Source organism: Pseudomonas sp. xss_2 (assembly GCF_043104195.1).
In the GTDB taxonomy this organism is placed as follows: domain Bacteria; phylum Pseudomonadota; class Gammaproteobacteria; order Pseudomonadales; family Pseudomonadaceae; genus Aquipseudomonas; species Aquipseudomonas urmiensis.
Map to the genome: position 1 here is coordinate 59308 of NZ_JBICKL010000023.1, position 15695 is coordinate 75002.

At 63.3% G+C, this 15695-nt stretch carries 19 protein-coding genes; 9 read left to right on the forward strand and 10 right to left on the reverse strand.

Features of this window, described 5'->3' with window-relative positions; translation table 11 throughout:
* Positions 1-182: 182 nt before the first annotated feature.
* The 5 genes from ACF8K2_RS03255 to ACF8K2_RS03275 all read left to right on the forward strand — a co-directional run bounded on the left by ACF8K2_RS03255 (position 183) and on the right by ACF8K2_RS03275 (position 5106).
* Positions 183-416 carry a hypothetical protein gene (locus ACF8K2_RS03255; protein WP_392463423.1) on the forward strand — a complete coding sequence of 78 codons (234 nt, stop codon included), beginning with the start codon at positions 183-185 and terminating at the stop codon, positions 414-416.
* 13 nt (positions 417-429) lie between these two features.
* Positions 430-693: a DUF3077 domain-containing protein gene (locus ACF8K2_RS03260; RefSeq protein ID WP_186554100.1), complete on the forward strand. Its 264-nt coding sequence runs from the start codon at positions 430-432 to the stop codon at positions 691-693.
* 336 nt (positions 694-1029) lie between these two features.
* Positions 1030-1530 (forward strand): sigma-70 family RNA polymerase sigma factor, encoded by a 501-nt coding sequence (locus tag ACF8K2_RS03265; protein ID WP_186554101.1) that lies wholly within the window; start codon positions 1030-1032, stop codon positions 1528-1530.
* Positions 1531-1533: 3 nt separating this feature from the next.
* Positions 1534-2472: a FecR domain-containing protein gene (locus tag ACF8K2_RS03270; protein WP_392463425.1), complete on the forward strand. Its 939-nt coding sequence runs from the start codon at positions 1534-1536 to the stop codon at positions 2470-2472.
* A 225-nt stretch (positions 2473-2697) separates the two neighbouring features.
* Complete coding sequence (locus tag ACF8K2_RS03275) at positions 2698-5106, forward strand: TonB-dependent siderophore receptor (RefSeq protein WP_392463426.1); 2409 nt, start codon at positions 2698-2700, stop codon at positions 5104-5106.
* Between the two features lie 56 nt (positions 5107-5162).
* On the opposite strand, the gene ACF8K2_RS03280 is transcribed toward ACF8K2_RS03275, so the two are convergent.
* Complete coding sequence (locus ACF8K2_RS03280; RefSeq protein WP_392463427.1) at positions 5163-5462, reverse strand: addiction module antidote protein; 300 nt, start codon at positions 5460-5462, stop codon at positions 5163-5165.
* Between the two features lie 272 nt (positions 5463-5734).
* Here ACF8K2_RS03280 and ACF8K2_RS03285 point away from each other — a divergent pair, with 272 nt between their 5' ends.
* Positions 5735-6625: a bestrophin family protein gene (locus tag ACF8K2_RS03285; RefSeq protein WP_186554104.1), complete on the forward strand. Its 891-nt coding sequence runs from the start codon at positions 5735-5737 to the stop codon at positions 6623-6625.
* A 6-nt stretch (positions 6626-6631) separates the two neighbouring features.
* Here ACF8K2_RS03285 and phnE read toward each other — a convergent pair whose 3' ends face one another.
* From phnE to ACF8K2_RS03305, 4 genes are read right to left on the reverse strand one after another with little or no spacing between them, the layout of a single operon-like run.
* On the reverse strand, positions 6632-7399 hold the full coding sequence (gene phnE / locus ACF8K2_RS03290; protein ID WP_392463429.1) for a phosphonate ABC transporter, permease protein PhnE: 768 nt from the start codon (positions 7397-7399) through the stop codon (positions 6632-6634).
* Positions 7396-8223, reverse strand: a complete 828-nt coding sequence (locus ACF8K2_RS03295) for a PhnE/PtxC family ABC transporter permease (RefSeq protein ID WP_392463430.1) — start codon at positions 8221-8223, stop codon at positions 7396-7398. The genes phnE and ACF8K2_RS03295 overlap by 4 nt, the downstream gene beginning before the upstream one ends.
* The gene (locus ACF8K2_RS03300) at positions 8217-9011 is read right to left on the reverse strand and encodes a phosphonate ABC transporter ATP-binding protein (RefSeq protein WP_392463431.1); all 795 of its coding nucleotides are present in this window, start codon (positions 9009-9011) and stop codon (positions 8217-8219) included. Before ACF8K2_RS03300 ends, ACF8K2_RS03295 begins: the two co-directional genes overlap by 7 nt.
* On the reverse strand, positions 9008-9862 hold the full coding sequence (locus tag ACF8K2_RS03305) for a putative selenate ABC transporter substrate-binding protein (protein WP_392463433.1): 855 nt from the start codon (positions 9860-9862) through the stop codon (positions 9008-9010). Before ACF8K2_RS03305 ends, ACF8K2_RS03300 begins: the two co-directional genes overlap by 4 nt.
* 244 nt (positions 9863-10106) lie before the next feature.
* Here ACF8K2_RS03305 and selD point away from each other — a divergent pair, with 244 nt between their 5' ends.
* Both selD and mnmH read left to right on the forward strand, forming a co-directional pair.
* Entirely contained in the window at positions 10107-11141 is a 1035-nt protein-coding gene (selD, locus tag ACF8K2_RS03310; RefSeq protein ID WP_392463434.1) for a selenide, water dikinase SelD, read from the forward strand.
* On the forward strand, positions 11141-12253 hold the full coding sequence (gene mnmH / locus ACF8K2_RS03315) for a tRNA 2-selenouridine(34) synthase MnmH (protein ID WP_392463435.1): 1113 nt from the start codon (positions 11141-11143) through the stop codon (positions 12251-12253). The genes selD and mnmH overlap by 1 nt, the downstream gene beginning before the upstream one ends.
* A gap of 46 nt (positions 12254-12299) precedes the next feature.
* On the opposite strand, the gene ACF8K2_RS03320 is transcribed toward mnmH, so the two are convergent.
* Together ACF8K2_RS03320 and ACF8K2_RS03325 are read right to left on the reverse strand one after the other, a co-directional pair.
* Positions 12300-12692 carry a lysozyme inhibitor LprI family protein gene (locus ACF8K2_RS03320; RefSeq protein ID WP_392463436.1) on the reverse strand — a complete coding sequence of 131 codons (393 nt, stop codon included), beginning with the start codon at positions 12690-12692 and terminating at the stop codon, positions 12300-12302.
* An 80-nt stretch (positions 12693-12772) separates the two neighbouring features.
* On the reverse strand, positions 12773-13690 hold the full coding sequence (locus ACF8K2_RS03325) for a LysR family transcriptional regulator (protein WP_186554112.1): 918 nt from the start codon (positions 13688-13690) through the stop codon (positions 12773-12775).
* 88 nt (positions 13691-13778) lie between these two features.
* Between ACF8K2_RS03325 and ACF8K2_RS03330 the strand changes: the two genes are divergently transcribed.
* The gene (locus tag ACF8K2_RS03330; RefSeq protein ID WP_186554113.1) at positions 13779-14252 is read left to right on the forward strand and encodes a DMT family transporter; all 474 of its coding nucleotides are present in this window, start codon (positions 13779-13781) and stop codon (positions 14250-14252) included.
* 77 nt (positions 14253-14329) lie between these two features.
* On the opposite strand, the gene ACF8K2_RS03335 is transcribed toward ACF8K2_RS03330, so the two are convergent.
* The 3 genes from ACF8K2_RS03335 to ACF8K2_RS03345 are packed head-to-tail and all read right to left on the reverse strand — an operon-like array spanning position 14330 to position 15649.
* Positions 14330-14869: a hypothetical protein gene (locus ACF8K2_RS03335; RefSeq protein WP_392463437.1), complete on the reverse strand. Its 540-nt coding sequence runs from the start codon at positions 14867-14869 to the stop codon at positions 14330-14332.
* Positions 14851-15054, reverse strand: a complete 204-nt coding sequence (locus ACF8K2_RS03340) for a hypothetical protein (protein ID WP_186554115.1) — start codon at positions 15052-15054, stop codon at positions 14851-14853. Before ACF8K2_RS03340 ends, ACF8K2_RS03335 begins: the two co-directional genes overlap by 19 nt.
* A gap of 31 nt (positions 15055-15085) precedes the next feature.
* Positions 15086-15649, reverse strand: a complete 564-nt coding sequence (locus tag ACF8K2_RS03345) for a GNAT family N-acetyltransferase (protein ID WP_186554116.1) — start codon at positions 15647-15649, stop codon at positions 15086-15088.
* Between the last annotated feature and the right edge of the window lie 46 nt (positions 15650-15695).

Genomic DNA, 15695 nt, shown 5'->3' on the forward strand with positions numbered 1-15695 from the left:
GACCGGTTTTGACAGACTGACTCAACAGAAAACCTTATGGCTTGCCTCTAATGGCAGCTGTGCGTGGGGCACCTCGTGTGCGCCGGGTTTCCTTTGTTGACCGGTCTGTCAACCCGCGTACAGCTGCCACCCATCCTGTTTGACAGCAGCGGGTGTCGGCTCCAACCAACAGAGGTTTGACCATGCTGAAGATCGTCCCCGATCCACCCCACGCCCCTGAAACCTGCCACACACTCGAAGAGCTTCTGATCCAGACTGCCGAGTACCTGGTCTGCGCCCTTTCCATTGCCAACCAAAGCACGCTGTTCACCTTCAACACCCCAGCCCATCCGCTCAATCTCGCCACCCTTCACGAAATCGAAGCTGCCCGTGGGTTGGTCGAAATGGCCTTGGGAAAAATACAGATACGTCACTGACATGGAGAGTCGAATGATGGGCGCAAAGACTGTTGGCAAAACCGGCTTCGGCTACGGCGATGGCGATCAACCGCTGTTCCGCGTCAACGCAGGCCACGATGCAGGCCGAGCGATGGAGCAGGCCTCGGCGATGATGGCCTGCGTGCGGCGCATGACCTTGCTGGCCGCCACCGACGGGGAAGCGGACCTGGGTTGGGCCGCGCATCTGCTCAGCGATATGGTCAAGGCGGTGATGGATGATGTGGAACTGGGCCAGGCTGAGAAGGCTGGCCATTAGCACCCGCAGCCGCTATACGCCGATGCGGCCTTACCCGCTCCACAGCAGAACTTGCAGGGTGAGACTGGCTTGGTCTGCCTGTGCTGGCCTCTTCGCGGGCAAGCCCGCTCCTACAGCGATCGAGTTGACCACAGTTTTTGCGCTACGCACCGTTCGGGTAGGAGCGAGCTTGTCCCGCGATGAGGCCAGCTCTGGCACCCTTCCGGCCTTTTAACTAGTACTCATCTACCCGCACCAAACCAAACACCGTCTGCATACTCAATAGCCGCCTGCCACTTGCCCCAACCCAACGATCCAGCCAACAATAGATAGAATCATTCTCAGGTACAGTCCGCCATGCCTCCAGCCGACGCCTCTGCCCTGCACGATCTCTATCACACCCACAACGGCTGGCTGAAAACCTGGCTGCGGGCGCGCCTGGGCAATTCCAGCGATGCGGCGGACCTGGCCCAGGACACCTTCCTGCGGGTACTGACAGCGCGCAACGTCGACGCCATCCGCGAGCCGCGCACCTACCTCAGCTCGATTGCCAGGGCGTTGATGATCGACCGCTTCCGCCGCCGGGCGGTGGAGCAGGCTTACCTGGATGTATTGGCGTTGCGCCCGGAGGCACTGGATATCTCGCCAGAAACCCGGCTGTTGATCCTGGAAACCCTGACGGCCGTGGATGCCATGCTCGATGAGATGGGACCGCGTACGCGCACGATCTTCCTTGCGGTGCAGCTGGAGGGGCTGAGCTATGTGGCCACGGCCGAGCGCTTGGCGGTGTCGGTGACGACGGTGAAAAAACACATGATCCGCGCCATGACCCAGTGCCTGATTCTGGTCGAGGACTGAGCCGTGCTCGAGCGCAAGATTCTCCAGGCGGCAGCCACTTGGTATGTGCAGTTGCACGCTGCGCCGCCGAGCGAGGCCGAGCGCCTCGGCTGGCAGGCTTGGCTTGCCCAGGATGCGCGTCACGCCCAGGCCTGGGCGCGGGTGGAGAAGCTGCAACGGCAACTGGGCCATTTGCCTGAAGAGGTCGCATTGCCCACCCTTGCCGGAGTGCGGGCGCGGCGACGGGCTGTGGCCAAGGTGCTGGGCTTGCTGCTGGCCGCTGGGGCGACGGGCTGGGGCCTGCACATCATCGAGCCGATTAGCTCGCGCATGGCCCAGCACCGCACGGCCAAGGGTGAGCGGCGCCATCTGCGCCTGGCCGATGGCGGGGTGTTGGATATCAACACCGACAGTGCTGTGGATATCCGCTATGGCGCTGGCTTGCGGGAAATCCAAGTGCATCGTGGCGAGGTGCTGATCCAGACGGCGGCCGATCCACAAGGTCGGCCGTTTGTCGTGCATACACCGCAGGGCAGCGTTCGTGCACTGGGTACGCGGTTCAGCGTGCGCAGTGAGGGTCAGCAGAGTGTGGTTCAGGTGCTGGAGCATGCAGTCGAAGTCAGGCCTGCGGCGGCGGCCAATCGGCTGATGCGGCTTGAGGCCGGGCAGCGGGTCGCGTTTAACCGTGAGCGGGTCGATGCGCCGGAGCCGGGGGCACGGGATAGCGATGCCTGGGTGCGGGGCATGCTGATGGCGGTGGAGTGGCGCTTGGTGGACCTGGTAGCTGAGCTGCAGCGCTATCGGACCGGGCGGTTGCTGTGCAGCGATGCGGTTGCCGGGTTGCGGGTCTCTGGTGCTTTTCGCTTGGATGATACCGATGCGGTGCTGGAAAACCTGGCGGCGTCTTTGCCTGTCCGCGTGCATTACCTGACGCGCTACTGGGTGCGGATCGATGCGGTCTGAAAGCGTGTGCGATGGCAGGTCTGGCCTCTTCGCGGCTGTTTGGCGTCCCGACAAGCCCGCTCCTGTCAGCACCGGCCTCTTCGCGCTTTAGCTCGCTGCCTCCGGCGCCGCTGCGATATGCGCAAAAAAATCAATTAGGGGTTGCCGATTTTCATTCTCATTCGGCCAAGCACTGAAGCGGCGATAACTGCCGCACTGTGCCCTGCCAACCCCAAGGAACTTTCGATGTCTCGTCTTCCCCTGGCCCGCGCCGTCCAGCTGGCCCTCTTCGGCGTGCCCCTGATCGCTTTCACCCCTGCCAGCGTTGCGGCGCAAGTCCAGCAGTCGACCCGTTTCGAGATTGCACCCGGGCCGCTGGGCACAGCCTTGAGCGAGTTCGCCAGCGCCGCCGGGGTGACCCTGTCATTCGCCAGCGAGCAGACCCAGGGGCTCAGCTCGCCAGGCCTGCAAGGCACCTTCAGCGTGGAGGAAGGCCTGGCGCGCTTGCTCGGCGGCAGTGGCCTGCAAGCCAGCCGGCAGAGTAATGGCGGCTATGTGTTGCTGCCGACTGCCTCTGCGGCCAACGGCGCGATGGAGCTGATGCCACTGAGCATTTCCGGCAAGGCCCCGGGGTCGACCACCGAGGGCTCTGGCTCGTACACCACCGAGTCTTCGAGCAGCTCGACGCGGCTCAACCTGTCGATCAAGGAGACCCCGCAGTCGGTCACCGTGCTGACCCGCCAGCGCATGGAAGACCAGAAGCTCGACACCCTCACCGACGCCCTGGACGCCACCGCCGGTATCACCGTCATCCGCGAGAGCATCGGCGCCGACAGCACGCCGTACCTGTCCCGTGGCTTTGCCATCAGCAACTACGAGATCGACGGAGTACCGACCTCCTCGCGCATGGACAACTACACCCAGAACACCGCGATGTACGACCGGGTCGAAGTGGTGCGCGGCGCCACTGGCCTGATCAGCGGCCTGGGCAACCCGTCGGCGACCATCAACCTGATCCGCAAGCGGCCCACCCAAGCGCCACAAGTGCTGCTGTCGGCCGAGGCCGGTAGCTGGGACCGCTACGGCCTGAGCGTGGATGTTGGCGGCGCGCTTAACGAGGCGGGCAACGTGCGCGGGCGCTTCGTCGCCGATCAGAAGGACCAGCATGCCTGGATCGACCGCTTCAATCAGGAAATCTCCACCCTGTACGGCATCAGTGAATTCGACCTGAGTGAGTCGACCTTGCTGACGCTCGGCTTCAGCCATCAGGTGACCCATGCCAATGCCCCCATGCGCACCGGCTTTCCGCTGTTCACCACCACTGGCGCGCTGACCGACATCAAGCGCTCGTTCAACAGCTCGCCGGATTGGTCCTACTACGATCGCAAGCAGAGCAGCCTGTTCACCTCGATCGAACAGCACTTCGCCAACGGGTGGAGCGGCAAGCTCGAATACAGCCATGCGCGCAACGACTACGACACCGTGGCCACCTACATGACCGGCGATATCGATGCCGCCACCGGCGCCGGGGCCTTTCTCATGCCGACCCGCTGGCAGGCCAGCCCCGAGCAGGACAACCTGGATGCCTACCTGACCGGCGCGTTTCCCTTCCTGGGTCGCGAGCATGAGCTGATCACTGGCGTAACCCTGTCGCGCATCGAAGAACGTGGCACCGCCAACTACGGCGGCTGGCAGCGGCGCGGCACCTACGATGGCGACATCGACAACATCTACACCTGGAACGGCCAAGCGCCCAAGCCGCGCTTTACCAAGATCGGCGAGAGTGACCTGACCGAAACCCAGTACGCCGCCTACCTGACCTCGCGCTGGCACCTGACCGACGCGGCCAGCCTGATTCTCGGCACCCGCGTAGTGGACTGGAACCGCGAAACCACCAACCGCATCTACGGGGGCGCGACCACCAAGACCGAACGCACCGAGACCGGCATCGTCATTCCCTATGCTGGCTTGGTCTACGACCTGGACGATACCTGGACCGCCTATGCCAGCTACACCCAGATCTTCAACCCGCAGAATGCCAACATCCGCGATGTCAGCGGCTCGCCACTCGATCCGCAGGAAGGCACCGGCTATGAGATTGGACTAAAGGCAGGCTTCTATGAAGGTCGGCTCAATGCCAGCCTGGCGCTGTTCCGGGTCGAGCAGGACAACCTCGCCGTGGCCGATGGCGACAACCTGCAGCCTAATAACTTCCAGGCCTACCGTGCCGAGAGCGGCACCACCAGCGAAGGGGTCGAGCTGGAACTCAACGGCGAAATCCGCGAGGGCTGGCAGCTCACCGGCGGTTACTCCTACAGCGTCAGTTTCGATGACGACGACAAGCGTATCGTCACCGAAATCCCGCGTAACAGCGTCAAGCTGTTCACCACTTACCGCCTGCCGGGCGCGCTCGACAAGCTGACCCTCGGCGGCGGTGTCAACTGGCAGAGCGAGACGGGCTACAACACCAGCTACGCCACCACCCAGAGCAGCTACGCCCTGACCAGCCTGATGGCGCGCTACCAGATCAGCCCGTCGTTGTCGGCAACCTTGAACGTCAACAACCTGTTCGACAAGGAGTACTACTCGACCACCGCAGCCGGGCTGTACGGCGCCCCGCGCAACTTCATGACCACCCTGCGCTACTCCTATTGAAGCAACGGCCACTGCTAGAGCTCGCTCATGCAAATGTAGATCTGCCCGTCCTCGTTTTAGCGCGGTAGCAGTGCATGAGGCTGAGCGAGCAGATCAATTCCAAGGGCGCGAATCACTTTAAGGACCGTATCAAACCGTGGTTTTGCGCCTGGACCGAAAGTCTTGTAGAGGCTTTCTCGGCCCAGACCGGTTTGCTGAGCGATTTGCGCCATCCCACGCGCCTTGGCAATGTGACCAATGGCACGCAAGATTTCATCGGTATCCCCATCAGCAAGTACCTGGGTCAGGTACTCGCTGATAGCTTCATCACTATCCAATAAATCAGCCATATCAAACGGGAGCAGCTCTTGGCTCATTCGGGAACCTCCTTCGCGAGTTGCCTCGCTTGCTGAATATCCCTGCCCTGGGACGACTTGTTTGATCGAGCCTGAGAAGTGGCCGACATCAGCCAATACGATGAAGGTCGCCGTAATCGTTGAATACTCAGCGATTTCCCAACCGAGGGTCAGCTTCGTCCCGGTAAGTGGAAGTCAAAAACGTTTCGACACACCCGCGCGACGAACAGCAGCGAACCTTGCCCGCCAGCCGGCGTCCGAACCTGCATCCGCTTCGTTTCGAGGTTCGCCGTTTGAAAGAGATCATCGCGCGCAAGATCCGCCTGGTGGTGAAGACCTTCGGCTATATCGGCTGGTCGCTGTTCTGGCTGCTGATTTGGGATGTATTGGTCACCATCGATTTCATGCTGTTCTTCAACAGCAAGTTCACCCTGCCACTGATGCCGCTGACCTTGCTCGGTTCGGCGCTGGTGGTGCTGGTGAGTTTTCGCAACAGCAGTGCCTACAACCGCTGGTGGGAGGCGCGCACGCTGTGGGGTGCGCTGGTCAACAGTTCGCGCAGCTTCGCCCGCCAGGTGCTGACGCTGATCGACGACGGCGACGAGGGCTTGAACCCGGTCAAGGCCACCTTGCTACGCCGGCATGTGGCTTACGTGAACTGCCTGGCGGCGCACCTGAAGGGGGAGAAATGCCCGGACGAACTGATGGCGTTCATCCCGCCGCAGGAGTTCGAGCGGCGCAATCGTTCGAACAATTTCGCCAACGATATCCTCAGCGGCTCAGCCGCGCTGCTGGCGCGTGAATACAAGGCCGGGCGGCTGGACAGCATTCGCCTGGCACGGCTGGAGTCGACCCTGGTGGACCTGTCCAACGCCCAGGGCGGCATGGAGCGCATCGCCAATACGCCGCTGCCCTACCCTTACGTGTACTTTCCGCGGCTGTTCATTTCGTTGTTCTGCCTGATCGTGCCGATTGGCCTGGTGGAGTCGCTGGGTTGGTTCACGCCACTGGCCTCGACCGTGGTCGGTTTCATGCTGCTGGCGATCGAGCGGATTGGTACCGACCTGCAGAGCCCGTTTCGTTTCAGCGAGCACCAGATTCAGATGGACACCATCTGCGAGACCATCGAGCGCAATCTGGAGTCGATGCAGCGTGAGGCGCAGTGCGGCGAACGGGTGCAATGAAGCCGCTCATACGCGCACGTAACGCTGACGCAGCAGGTCGCTCAGTGCGTCGACCAGCAACACCAGCACCAGCATGCCGATGATCACCGTGCTGGCCTGGGCTTCCTGGAACAGGCTCAAGGTGGTGTAGAGCATCTGCCCCAGGCCACCCGCACCAACAAAGCCGAGCACGCTGGCCATGCGGATGTTGTTCTCCCAGCGGTACAAGCTGTAGGCGAGCATCTGAGGCCAGAGATTGGGCAGGGTGCCGTAGCAAAACGCCGCGACTTGGCTGGCGCCGTGCAAGCGGATCGCCTCGGCAGGTTCGCTGGGGGTGTTTTCCAGCGCTTCGGCGAACAGCCGGCCGAGCACGCCGGTCGTATGCAGCGCCAGCGCCAGGGTGCCGGCATTGGGGCCCAGGCCTGCGGCCAGCACGGTCAAGGCGGCCCAGACCAGCTCGGGAATCGCCCGCAAGGCATTGAGCAGCAGGCGCGCGACGCCTTGCAGCGGCCAGCCGAAACGCCCCGCGGCAGGTAACGCCAAGAGCAAACCAAGCACCATCGCCAGCAAGGTGCCCAGACCAGACATGGCCAAGGTTTCCAGCGCGCCCCGCACGACCGCGCGCAAGTGCTCGGCAGACACGTCCGGGCTGAGAAAGCGCGTCGCGTACTCGCCCATCTGCGCCAGTCCACCACTGCCCATGACTGCGGCCAGATCCAGCTCCAGATAGCCAAACGAAGCGACCCCCGCCAGCACAATCGCCAGTAACACCAGCAGGTTGATCGCCCGGCTCATGCCAGCCTCCCGCGCAGAAAGCGGCTCAAAAGGTCTGCCAGCATCACCAACAGCAGGAAGGTCAGCAGCATGCTCGCCACCTCGGCCCCAGCGAACATGCGCATCGATAGATCGATCTGCTGCCCCAGGCCTCCGGCGCCAATGAAGCCCATCACCACCGAGGCGCGTATCGCACACTCCCAGCGGTACACGGTGTACGACACCAGCTCGCTCGCCGCCCCCGGCACGATGCCGTAGAAGAATGCCAGCAATCGACCGCTGCCCGCTTGCAACAGCGCGTGCGCCGGGCGCTGGTCGACCGATTCGTAAATCTCCGCATAGACCTTGCCGAGCATGCCGCTGTAGGTGATGGCGATCGCCAGCACGCCAGCGGTCGGCCCCAGCCCGACGGCGCGCACGAACAGCAAGGCCCAGACGATCTCCGGCACGCTGCGCAAAAAGATCAGCACGCCGCGCACGGGCAGGCGCAACAGGCGCGAGCCGGCTGTCAGCCGCCCGGCGTTGGAGGCGGCGCGCAGCGACAGCGCACGGCTGGCCAGCAGGCTCGCCGGCAGCGCCAGGATCAACGCCAACGCCATGCCCGCAGTGGCCACGGCCAGAGTCTGTACCGTGGCTTCGAACAACAAGGACAGGAACGCTGGATCGTGCGCAGGCGGCCAGAACGCGCTGAGAAAATTGGCCATCTGCCGACGGTTTTCTGCCTGCAGTAGAACGCCGGGGTGCAGCTCGCTCAGCTGCAACCCCGGCCACAGTAGCGCCAGGCACAACAAGGTAAACAGCAGCCGAGGCCGCGCAGCCGGATCGCGGCGCTCGACATTCAGCATCGTGGCAACTGCACCACTATGCTCGGCGCCGTTGTCGTTGGCGCCAGCAACTGCTCGTTGGCGTACAGCGCATCGAGCATGCCCACGCTGACCTCATTGGCCGGGCGGTCGAACACTACTTGCCCCTCACGGATGCCCACGATGCGCGGAAAGTGCGCCAACGCCAGCTCCACCGCGTGCAGGCTGGCGACCAAGGTCACGCCCTGCGCCTGGGCATGGCGATTAAGCAGGCTCAAGCTGTGCTCGGCGAGTACCGGATCCATGGCCGACACCGGCTCATCGGTAAGTAACACCTCGGGCCGCTGATACAACGCCCGAGCGATGCCCACGCGTTGCAACTGGCCGCCAGAGAGTTGCCCACACTGCACGAACATCTTGTCTGCCATACCCAGCGCCGCCAACGCCTGCCGCGCACCCGGCACGTCGGTGGGATAGATCAGATTGAGCAGCCCACGCAGCATGCCCCACTGCCCCAGACGGCCAGCCAGTACCGCGGTGATGACACGCTGGCGCGAAGGCAACGGTGGCGCCTGGTGCACCAGGCCGACCCGCGCCCGCAAGCGCTGACGCGCGCGCGCCGAGAGTGCCCAGGGCTGCTCACCGAGCACCTCCAGGTGACCGGCGCTAGGCCGAACGGCCGTGGCGATCAGGTGCAGCAAGCTGGACTTGCCCGCCCCCGAGGGCCCGATGATCGCCACCCGTTCGCCGCGCTCGATCAACAAATCGACCTCCTCCAGGGCACGCACCTGGCCATGGCGCAAGCTCGCCCCGTGCAGGCGAATAGTCACTTGAGCAGCCCGGCCTCGCGTGCGGCTTCTTCAGTGCCCTTGTAGTTATCGGGGCTGGTTTCGATGAAGCGGCTGGCGGCCTGCAGATCGAGGATCGCCTTGTGCTCAGGGTTGGCCGGATCAAGATCGAGGAAGGCTTGCTTGATCTTGGCTTTCAAGCCGGCGTCCATGTTGCCGCGCACGGTCCAGTTGTAGTCGTAGTAGGTCGGCGTGGTGGCGAACACCTTGACCTTGTCGGTATCGACCTTGCCGGCGTCGACCAGCTTCTGCCAGACACTGGCATTGAGAACACCGGCATCGGCCTTGCCGGCCTGGACCCAGGCCACGGTGGCATCGTGGGCGCCGGAATAGGCCACGCGGCTGAAGTAGGTTTCAGGCTTGATGTTGTCGTTCTTGAGCATGAAATAACGCGGCATCAGGCTGCCGGAGGTCGATGAGACAGAGCCGAAGGCGAAGGTCTTGCCTTTGAGGTCGGCCAGGCTCTTCACATTGGGGTCGGCGGTGATGAATTTGCTGGTGAACTTGGCGTCTTGTTCACGCTGCACCAGCGGGGTGGCGCTGGGGTCTTTGAGGTGCACCTGAACGAAGGTGAAACCGCCCAGCCAGGCCAGGTCGAGCTTGTCGCTGGCCAGGGCCTCGACCACTGCCGGGTAGTCGGCCACTGGCACGAACTTCACCTCCATGCCCAACTGCTTGTGCAGGTATTCGCCCAGTGGCTTGAACTTGCGTAGCAGTTCGGTGGGGGCTTCGTCGGGGATGGCGCTGACCCTGAGGGTTTCGGCGGCCTGGGTGAGGACAGCACAGCATGAGAACACAAGGCCTGCGGCGAGCGCCAGTGGACGTTTGAGCATGGGTTTTCTCCGGTTCGAGGGCGGGGAAGACTGTATGTGGCCAGTTTCAGGTTCGGCGTCAGTGTTGAGCTCATCGCGGGGCAAGCCCGCTCCCACGCTTTTGAACCCTCAGCTATTTGCGTGGGAGCGGGCTTGCCCCGCGATGAGGCCAACCCTGACACCCCGCAACACCCGTCGAAGTATAGTGCCCATGGCCCAAACGCCAGGTTTGCTAGACTCGCCCAACACACAATGCGAGGTGCGTATGAGCGAGCCGATTCGTCTTACCCAGTACAGCCACGGCGCCGGTTGTGGCTGCAAGATCTCGCCCAAGGTGCTGGATGTGATCCTCGCCGAGAGCGGCAGTCAGGCCCTTGACCCAAACCTGTGGGTCGGCAACGCCTCGCGTGACGACGCTGCCGTGTATGCCCTGGATGATGAACGCGGGGTGGTCTCGACCACCGACTTCTTCATGCCAATCGTCGACGACCCGTACGATTTCGGCCGCATCGCCGCCACCAACGCCATCAGCGACATCTACGCCATGGGCGGTGACCCGCTGATGGCCATCGCCATCCTCGGCTGGCCGATCAACGTATTGCCGCCCGAAGTTGCTCGCGAAGTCATCCGGGGTGGGCGCGCAGTCTGCGCCGAAGCCGGTATCCCCTTGGCCGGCGGACATTCCATCGATGCTCCTGAGCCGATCTTCGGCCTGGCCGTGACCGGCGTGGTCAACAAACGCCATCTCAAGCGCAACGACACCGCCACGGCCGGTTGCCGCCTGTACCTGACCAAACCGCTGGGCATCGGCATCCTCACCACGGCAGAAAAAAAGGCCAAGCTGCGCGAGCAAGACCAGGGCCTGGCACGAGACTGGATGTGCACGCTGAACACTCCAGGCAGTCACTTTGGCAAGCTCGATGGGGTCAAGGCGATGACCGACGTCACCGGCTTTGGCCTGCTGGGCCACCTGGTGGAACTGGCTGAAGGCAGCGGCCTGACGGCGCGCCTAGATTATCGAGCCGTGCCGCGTCTGCCGAGCGTCGAGCACTACCTGGCCGAGGGCTGCATCCCTGGCGGAACCCTGCGCAACTACGACAGCTATGGGCACAAGATCGGCGTGCTGAGCGAGCAGCAGCAACAGCTGTTGTGTGATCCGCAAACCAGCGGCGGCCTGCTGGTGGCGGTCAGCCCGGAGGGTGAGGCGCAGTTTCTGGCGGTGGCCACTGAACTTGGCCTGCAGCTGTCGCCGATTGGCGAGCTGGTCGAACGACAGCGCCACGCGGTCGAGGTGATTTGATGCGCCCTGACTGCACCGACTTCCGCCAGCTGTTTCTCGATGATGCGCCAATGATGGACATGCGTGCGCCCATCGAGTTTGCCAAGGGTGCGTTCCCCGGCGTGGTCAACCTGCCGCTGATGAACGATCAGGAGCGGCAGAAAGTCGGTACTTGCTACAAACAGCACGGCCAGGCCGCGGCCATTAGCCTCGGCCATCAACTGGTCAGCGGCGCGACCAAGGACGAGCGGCTATACGCATGGGCGTCCTTTGCCAAGGCTCATCCCAATGGTTACCTGTACTGCTTTCGCGGCGGCCTGCGTTCGCTGATCGTGCAGCAGTGGCTGCGTGAAGAAGTGGGCATCGCCTACCCCAGGGTCAGGGGCGGCTATAAGGCCATGCGTACGTTTCTACTGCAGACCACTCAACAGGCCGCAGCCCAATGCGACTTCGTCCTGCTAGGCGGTTTGACTGGCACTGGCAAGACTGAGGTGCTCCACCAACTGAACAATGTGTTGGATCTGGAAGGCCACGCCAATCATCGCGGCTCGAGCTTCGGCAAGCGCGCGAGCGCCCAGCCGGTGCAGATCGACTTCGAAAACCGCCTGGCCATCGATGTGCTGAAAAAGCGCGCGCGCGGCATCGAGCAATTCGTGCTGGAGGATGAAGGGCGGATCATTGGCAGTTGCACCCTGCCGCTGGAGCTCTACCAAGGCATGCAGCACTATCCATTGGTGTGGTTGGAAGACAGTTTTGCCAACCGGGTCGAGCGCATCCTGCGCGATTATGTCATCCATCTGTCTGCCGAGTTCGTTGACCTGCACGGGCCTGAGCATGGCCCTCGGCTGTATGCCGAACGCATGCTGCAGAGCATTGCCAATATCCACAAGCGGCTGGGTGGCGAGCGATTCCAGCGGCTGGCTGAATGGCTCAAGCAGGCCCTTGATGAGCAGCTGCGCAGTGGTGCAGTGGAGCTGCATCGAGGGTGGATCGAGGGGTTGCTCAAGGAGTATTACGATCCGATGTATGCCTACCAGCGCTCGGCCAAGGCCGAACGCATCGAGTTTGCTGGGGATGCAATAGAGGTGCAGGCCTATCTGAAGGCTCGCCACCAGAGCCAGGCTCGTGGATAACGTCAGACAAGGGTGACTTGGCCGTTGGCAGTCACCTCGATTTCCCTCACTGCCCCGGGCTGAGCACCCGCTCCAGCTCCGCCGCGCGGTCACGGCTCATGTCCATTTCGCACATGGCCCCTTCGATGCGGTAGATACTGCCGCTGCTCAAGCGGCCGTGGAAGGCGCAGTTGCCGTCGCGGTACTTGATCCATGTGCGTTGCACATCGCGCAGGTTGGTTTTCTGCTCTTTATCGAGCTTGGCCATCAGTTGCTTGTACACCCGGTTCAGCCGCTCGTCCTGCAAGCTGGTCTCGGCCTGGATACATGCGCCCATGGCCAATGTGCTGGACGCCTTGTCCATGCACTGGGTGTAAGTCTGCGAGTAGTCCTCGGCCTGGGCTTGGCAAGCAAAGCACGCCAGTAGGGCGGCACTGGCGATAGTGGATCGGCTGAGCATGGCGGGTCCTTGCATTCAAAGTTGGCAACCAGCCTAGCATTCTCTGGCAACTGGCCAACCACGCCGAACAAACATCAGCATCAGCTCGCCCCGGCACTACACTCACTCAGAACCCGCACTCGTTCACGCAGCCAGGCATGCCCAGCATCGCCTTCGCGCCGCGAATGCCAAACCTGGGCAAAGGCAAACGGCGCAATCGGCAGCGGCGGTGCGAAGCTGCGCAGGGCGGGGTCGAGGCGGGTGCCGAGCAGGCTGCGGCGGGCCACGGTAAGAATCAGGTCGGTGCCCGCGATCAGCGTCTGGGCAACGCCCCAGTGCGGCAGCGTCAGGGCAATCCGGCGCTGCTCAGCCAGCGCCTCGAGGGCCAGGTCGATCTCGTTGTCGATACCCGGACGGACCGCCACCAGCACATGCGGGCGCGCCAGCCATTGCGCCAGGGTCAGCCCACCCCGCGACGGCAGGCCACGCCGGTCAGCCAGACAGACGAACGACTCTTCGAACAGTACCTGGCACTGCACCTCAGAAGGCAGCTCGGGAAACACCCCCAGGGCCAGATCCACTTCGCCATCGATCAGTTGCCCCAGCATCGCCTCGCGACTGCCCTGGGAAACCACCAAGTCCACCCCTGGGGCATCCTGGCGCAGTTCGCGAATCAACGCCGGCAATACTACCCGCGCGCCATAGTCGGACATCGCCAGGCGAAACGTTCGCCGCGCCCTGCCCGGCTCGAACCCTGGGCTGCCGAGCAGACCATCGAGTTGCTGCAAGGCGTGTTGCAGAGGCTCACGCAAGGCTTGCGCACGGGCACTCAAGTGCAGCCGCCCGCCGCGCCGGACCAGCAGCGGGTCGGCGAAGATCTCGCGCAATTGCGCCAACGCATGGCTCACCGCCGGCTGGCTGCGATGCAAACGCAAGGCCGCGCGCGAGACGTGCTGCTCGCTGAGCAAGGCGTGCAGGGTCAACAACAGGTTGAGGTCGATACGGCGCAGATCATCCATGGTGCGAATACGGCCTGTGCAGACTTCGAATTTCCATCATTGAAATGGATAACCGAGACTGAAACCAGCCCTTTTACTGGAGAACATCATGCCGCAAGCATTAGCTCTATCTGCCCTGCTGCCATTGCTCGTTGCCGTGCTGGCTGGCGCCGCCGTGCCATTCCAGGCCGGCAGCAATGCCGCCCTGGGTCGGTTGTTGGGCCATCCGCTGTGGGCCGCAGGGGTGTCGCTGCTGGTCAGTTTGTTGATGCTGGTGCCAGCGCTGCTGGTGATGCGCGCACCGCTGCCGCAGTTGCAGAGCCTGGCCCAGGCGCCTTGGTGGGCGTGGTTTGGCGGCGTGGCCGGGGTGCTGTACATCACCGCTGCATTGGTCCTGACGCCCCGGCTGGGGGCGGCGGGATTCATCGTCTGCGTGATTGCCGGGCAGGTGCTGTCGTCGCTGCTGATCGATCAGTGGGGGCTGATGGGTCTACCGGAGCGGCCGGTGAATGTCTGGCGGCTGGTGGGGGTGGGGATGATTGTGCTGGGAATGCTGGTGGTGCAGTGGGGCACGAGCCGCTGAAGGCTCCAGTGTGCTGTTGGCAGTGCTGGCCCTATCGCGGGCAAGCCCGCTCCTACAGGGTTCAGCACTAACGCGGTTCAAAACGCCTGTGGCTGCTCGGGCGGCATCAATACCTTATCGACCTGGAAACGCAGCGAGGGCATCTGCGTGCCGGCATACACCGCCACTCCCAGCGCCGCGATCAGCGCCACATCGAGCCAGCGCCAGCCGGGCATGTCAGCGCTGCTGCGAGCCTTCCAGCACCACCAGCCCTGGCCCAGGCAAAACAGCGCAATCGCTGCCAGCCACAAGTAAAAGCCAGCGCCAAAGCCAATCAAATCCTGGAACGCATAGCTGCGGTTATCCGGCAGCCGATCGATGCCAAGGCTGCTGGCCGCCAGGTACAACGCCGCCAACCCCAGTACCAGCGCCAGCCGGCGAAAACGTCGGTGGGCCAGCACCGCCAGCGCCAGCAACGGATTGGCGAACCACTGGTACAAGCCGAACGGCACGCCCCACGGCCCATACAGCAGCATCTGCAAGGCCGGCATATGGCGCCCGGCGCTCATCACGGCACCCTCGAAGTACAAGCTGACGAGGTACAACAGCAGGCTGAAAGTCAGGTAGAAAGCGGGCAAGGTCGCACCAGGAGCAAACGGGACAAGCTGCGACCATACCCCAGGGCTGTGCCTGGCTCAAACCACTCAGAGTCCTGGATGGGCACGGTGTTGCCCTGGGTGATGAGCGCGGGCGCAGCCTTCATGGCCTGGTCGATGTCAGTCAGTTGCAGGTCTTCGAGCAACGGACTGATCACCAGCGACACGAAAACTGTCCCCCGAAAAGTAGCTATTCGCCTATGCAACAGGCGGTTCCAGCAACAGCCCGTAGAGCCCTGAGTCAGACAGCTCGCCCGCCACGCACCAGCGCGCGCGCAGGGTGCCTTCAAGGACGAAGCCCTGGCGCTCCAGGGTGCGCGCCGAGCCCTGGTTACGCGGGTCGATCTCGCCTTCCAGGCGGCGCATGTGCAGGGTGTGGGCAAGGTAGTCGATGAAGCAGGTCAGGGCTTCGTCCATGTAGCCACGGCCCTGCACGCTACTGGCCAGGCAGTAGCCGATCTCGCCGCGGCGGGAAATATCATCGATGTTGAACAGCTGGACCATGCCGATCAGCTCGCCGTTGTCGCGGCGGTACATGCCCAGTTTGAGCAGCTCGCCATTGGCATAGGCTTGGCGGTCGGCGGCCAGGGCGCTTTCGGCCTCGGCGAGGTTTTGCCAGGGTGCGTGGTGCCAGTAACGCATGACCTGCGGATCGGCCATGATCGCCAGCCACTGCGCAGCGTCTGCATGGCGCATGGGGCGCAGTTGCAGGCGCGGGCTTTCAAGGCACAGGTCACTGGGGAAACTGCGGGGTTGGGTCACGCCGGACCTCCTGTCCATTGCTGGAAAGGGCACAGTCTAGCGTTAC

What these genes read in the sequence shown, in the direction of transcription:
- ACF8K2_RS03280 (WP_392463427.1), bottom strand. Translation starts at nt 5,462, where the DNA reads ATGAGCCAAGAGCTGCTCCCGTTTGATATGGCTGATTTATTGGATAGT.
- mnmH (WP_392463435.1), top strand. Translation starts at nt 11,141, where the DNA reads ATGCGCCCTGACTGCACCGACTTCCGCCAGCTGTTTCTCGATGATGCG.
- phnE (WP_392463429.1), bottom strand. Translation starts at nt 7,399, where the DNA reads ATGAGCCGGGCGATCAACCTGCTGGTGTTACTGGCGATTGTGCTGGCG.
- ACF8K2_RS03305 (WP_392463433.1), bottom strand. Translation starts at nt 9,862, where the DNA reads ATGCTCAAACGTCCACTGGCGCTCGCCGCAGGCCTTGTGTTCTCATGC.
- ACF8K2_RS03255 (WP_392463423.1), top strand. Translation starts at nt 183, where the DNA reads ATGCTGAAGATCGTCCCCGATCCACCCCACGCCCCTGAAACCTGCCAC.
- ACF8K2_RS03265 (WP_186554101.1), top strand. Translation starts at nt 1,030, where the DNA reads ATGCCTCCAGCCGACGCCTCTGCCCTGCACGATCTCTATCACACCCAC.
- ACF8K2_RS03330 (WP_186554113.1), top strand. Translation starts at nt 13,779, where the DNA reads ATGCCGCAAGCATTAGCTCTATCTGCCCTGCTGCCATTGCTCGTTGCC.
- ACF8K2_RS03320 (WP_392463436.1), bottom strand. Translation starts at nt 12,692, where the DNA reads ATGCTCAGCCGATCCACTATCGCCAGTGCCGCCCTACTGGCGTGCTTT.
- ACF8K2_RS03295 (WP_392463430.1), bottom strand. Translation starts at nt 8,223, where the DNA reads ATGCTGAATGTCGAGCGCCGCGATCCGGCTGCGCGGCCTCGGCTGCTG.
- ACF8K2_RS03260 (WP_186554100.1), top strand. Translation starts at nt 430, where the DNA reads ATGATGGGCGCAAAGACTGTTGGCAAAACCGGCTTCGGCTACGGCGAT.
- ACF8K2_RS03275 (WP_392463426.1), top strand. Translation starts at nt 2,698, where the DNA reads ATGTCTCGTCTTCCCCTGGCCCGCGCCGTCCAGCTGGCCCTCTTCGGC.
- selD (WP_392463434.1), top strand. Translation starts at nt 10,107, where the DNA reads ATGAGCGAGCCGATTCGTCTTACCCAGTACAGCCACGGCGCCGGTTGT.
- ACF8K2_RS03325 (WP_186554112.1), bottom strand. Translation starts at nt 13,690, where the DNA reads ATGGATGATCTGCGCCGTATCGACCTCAACCTGTTGTTGACCCTGCAC.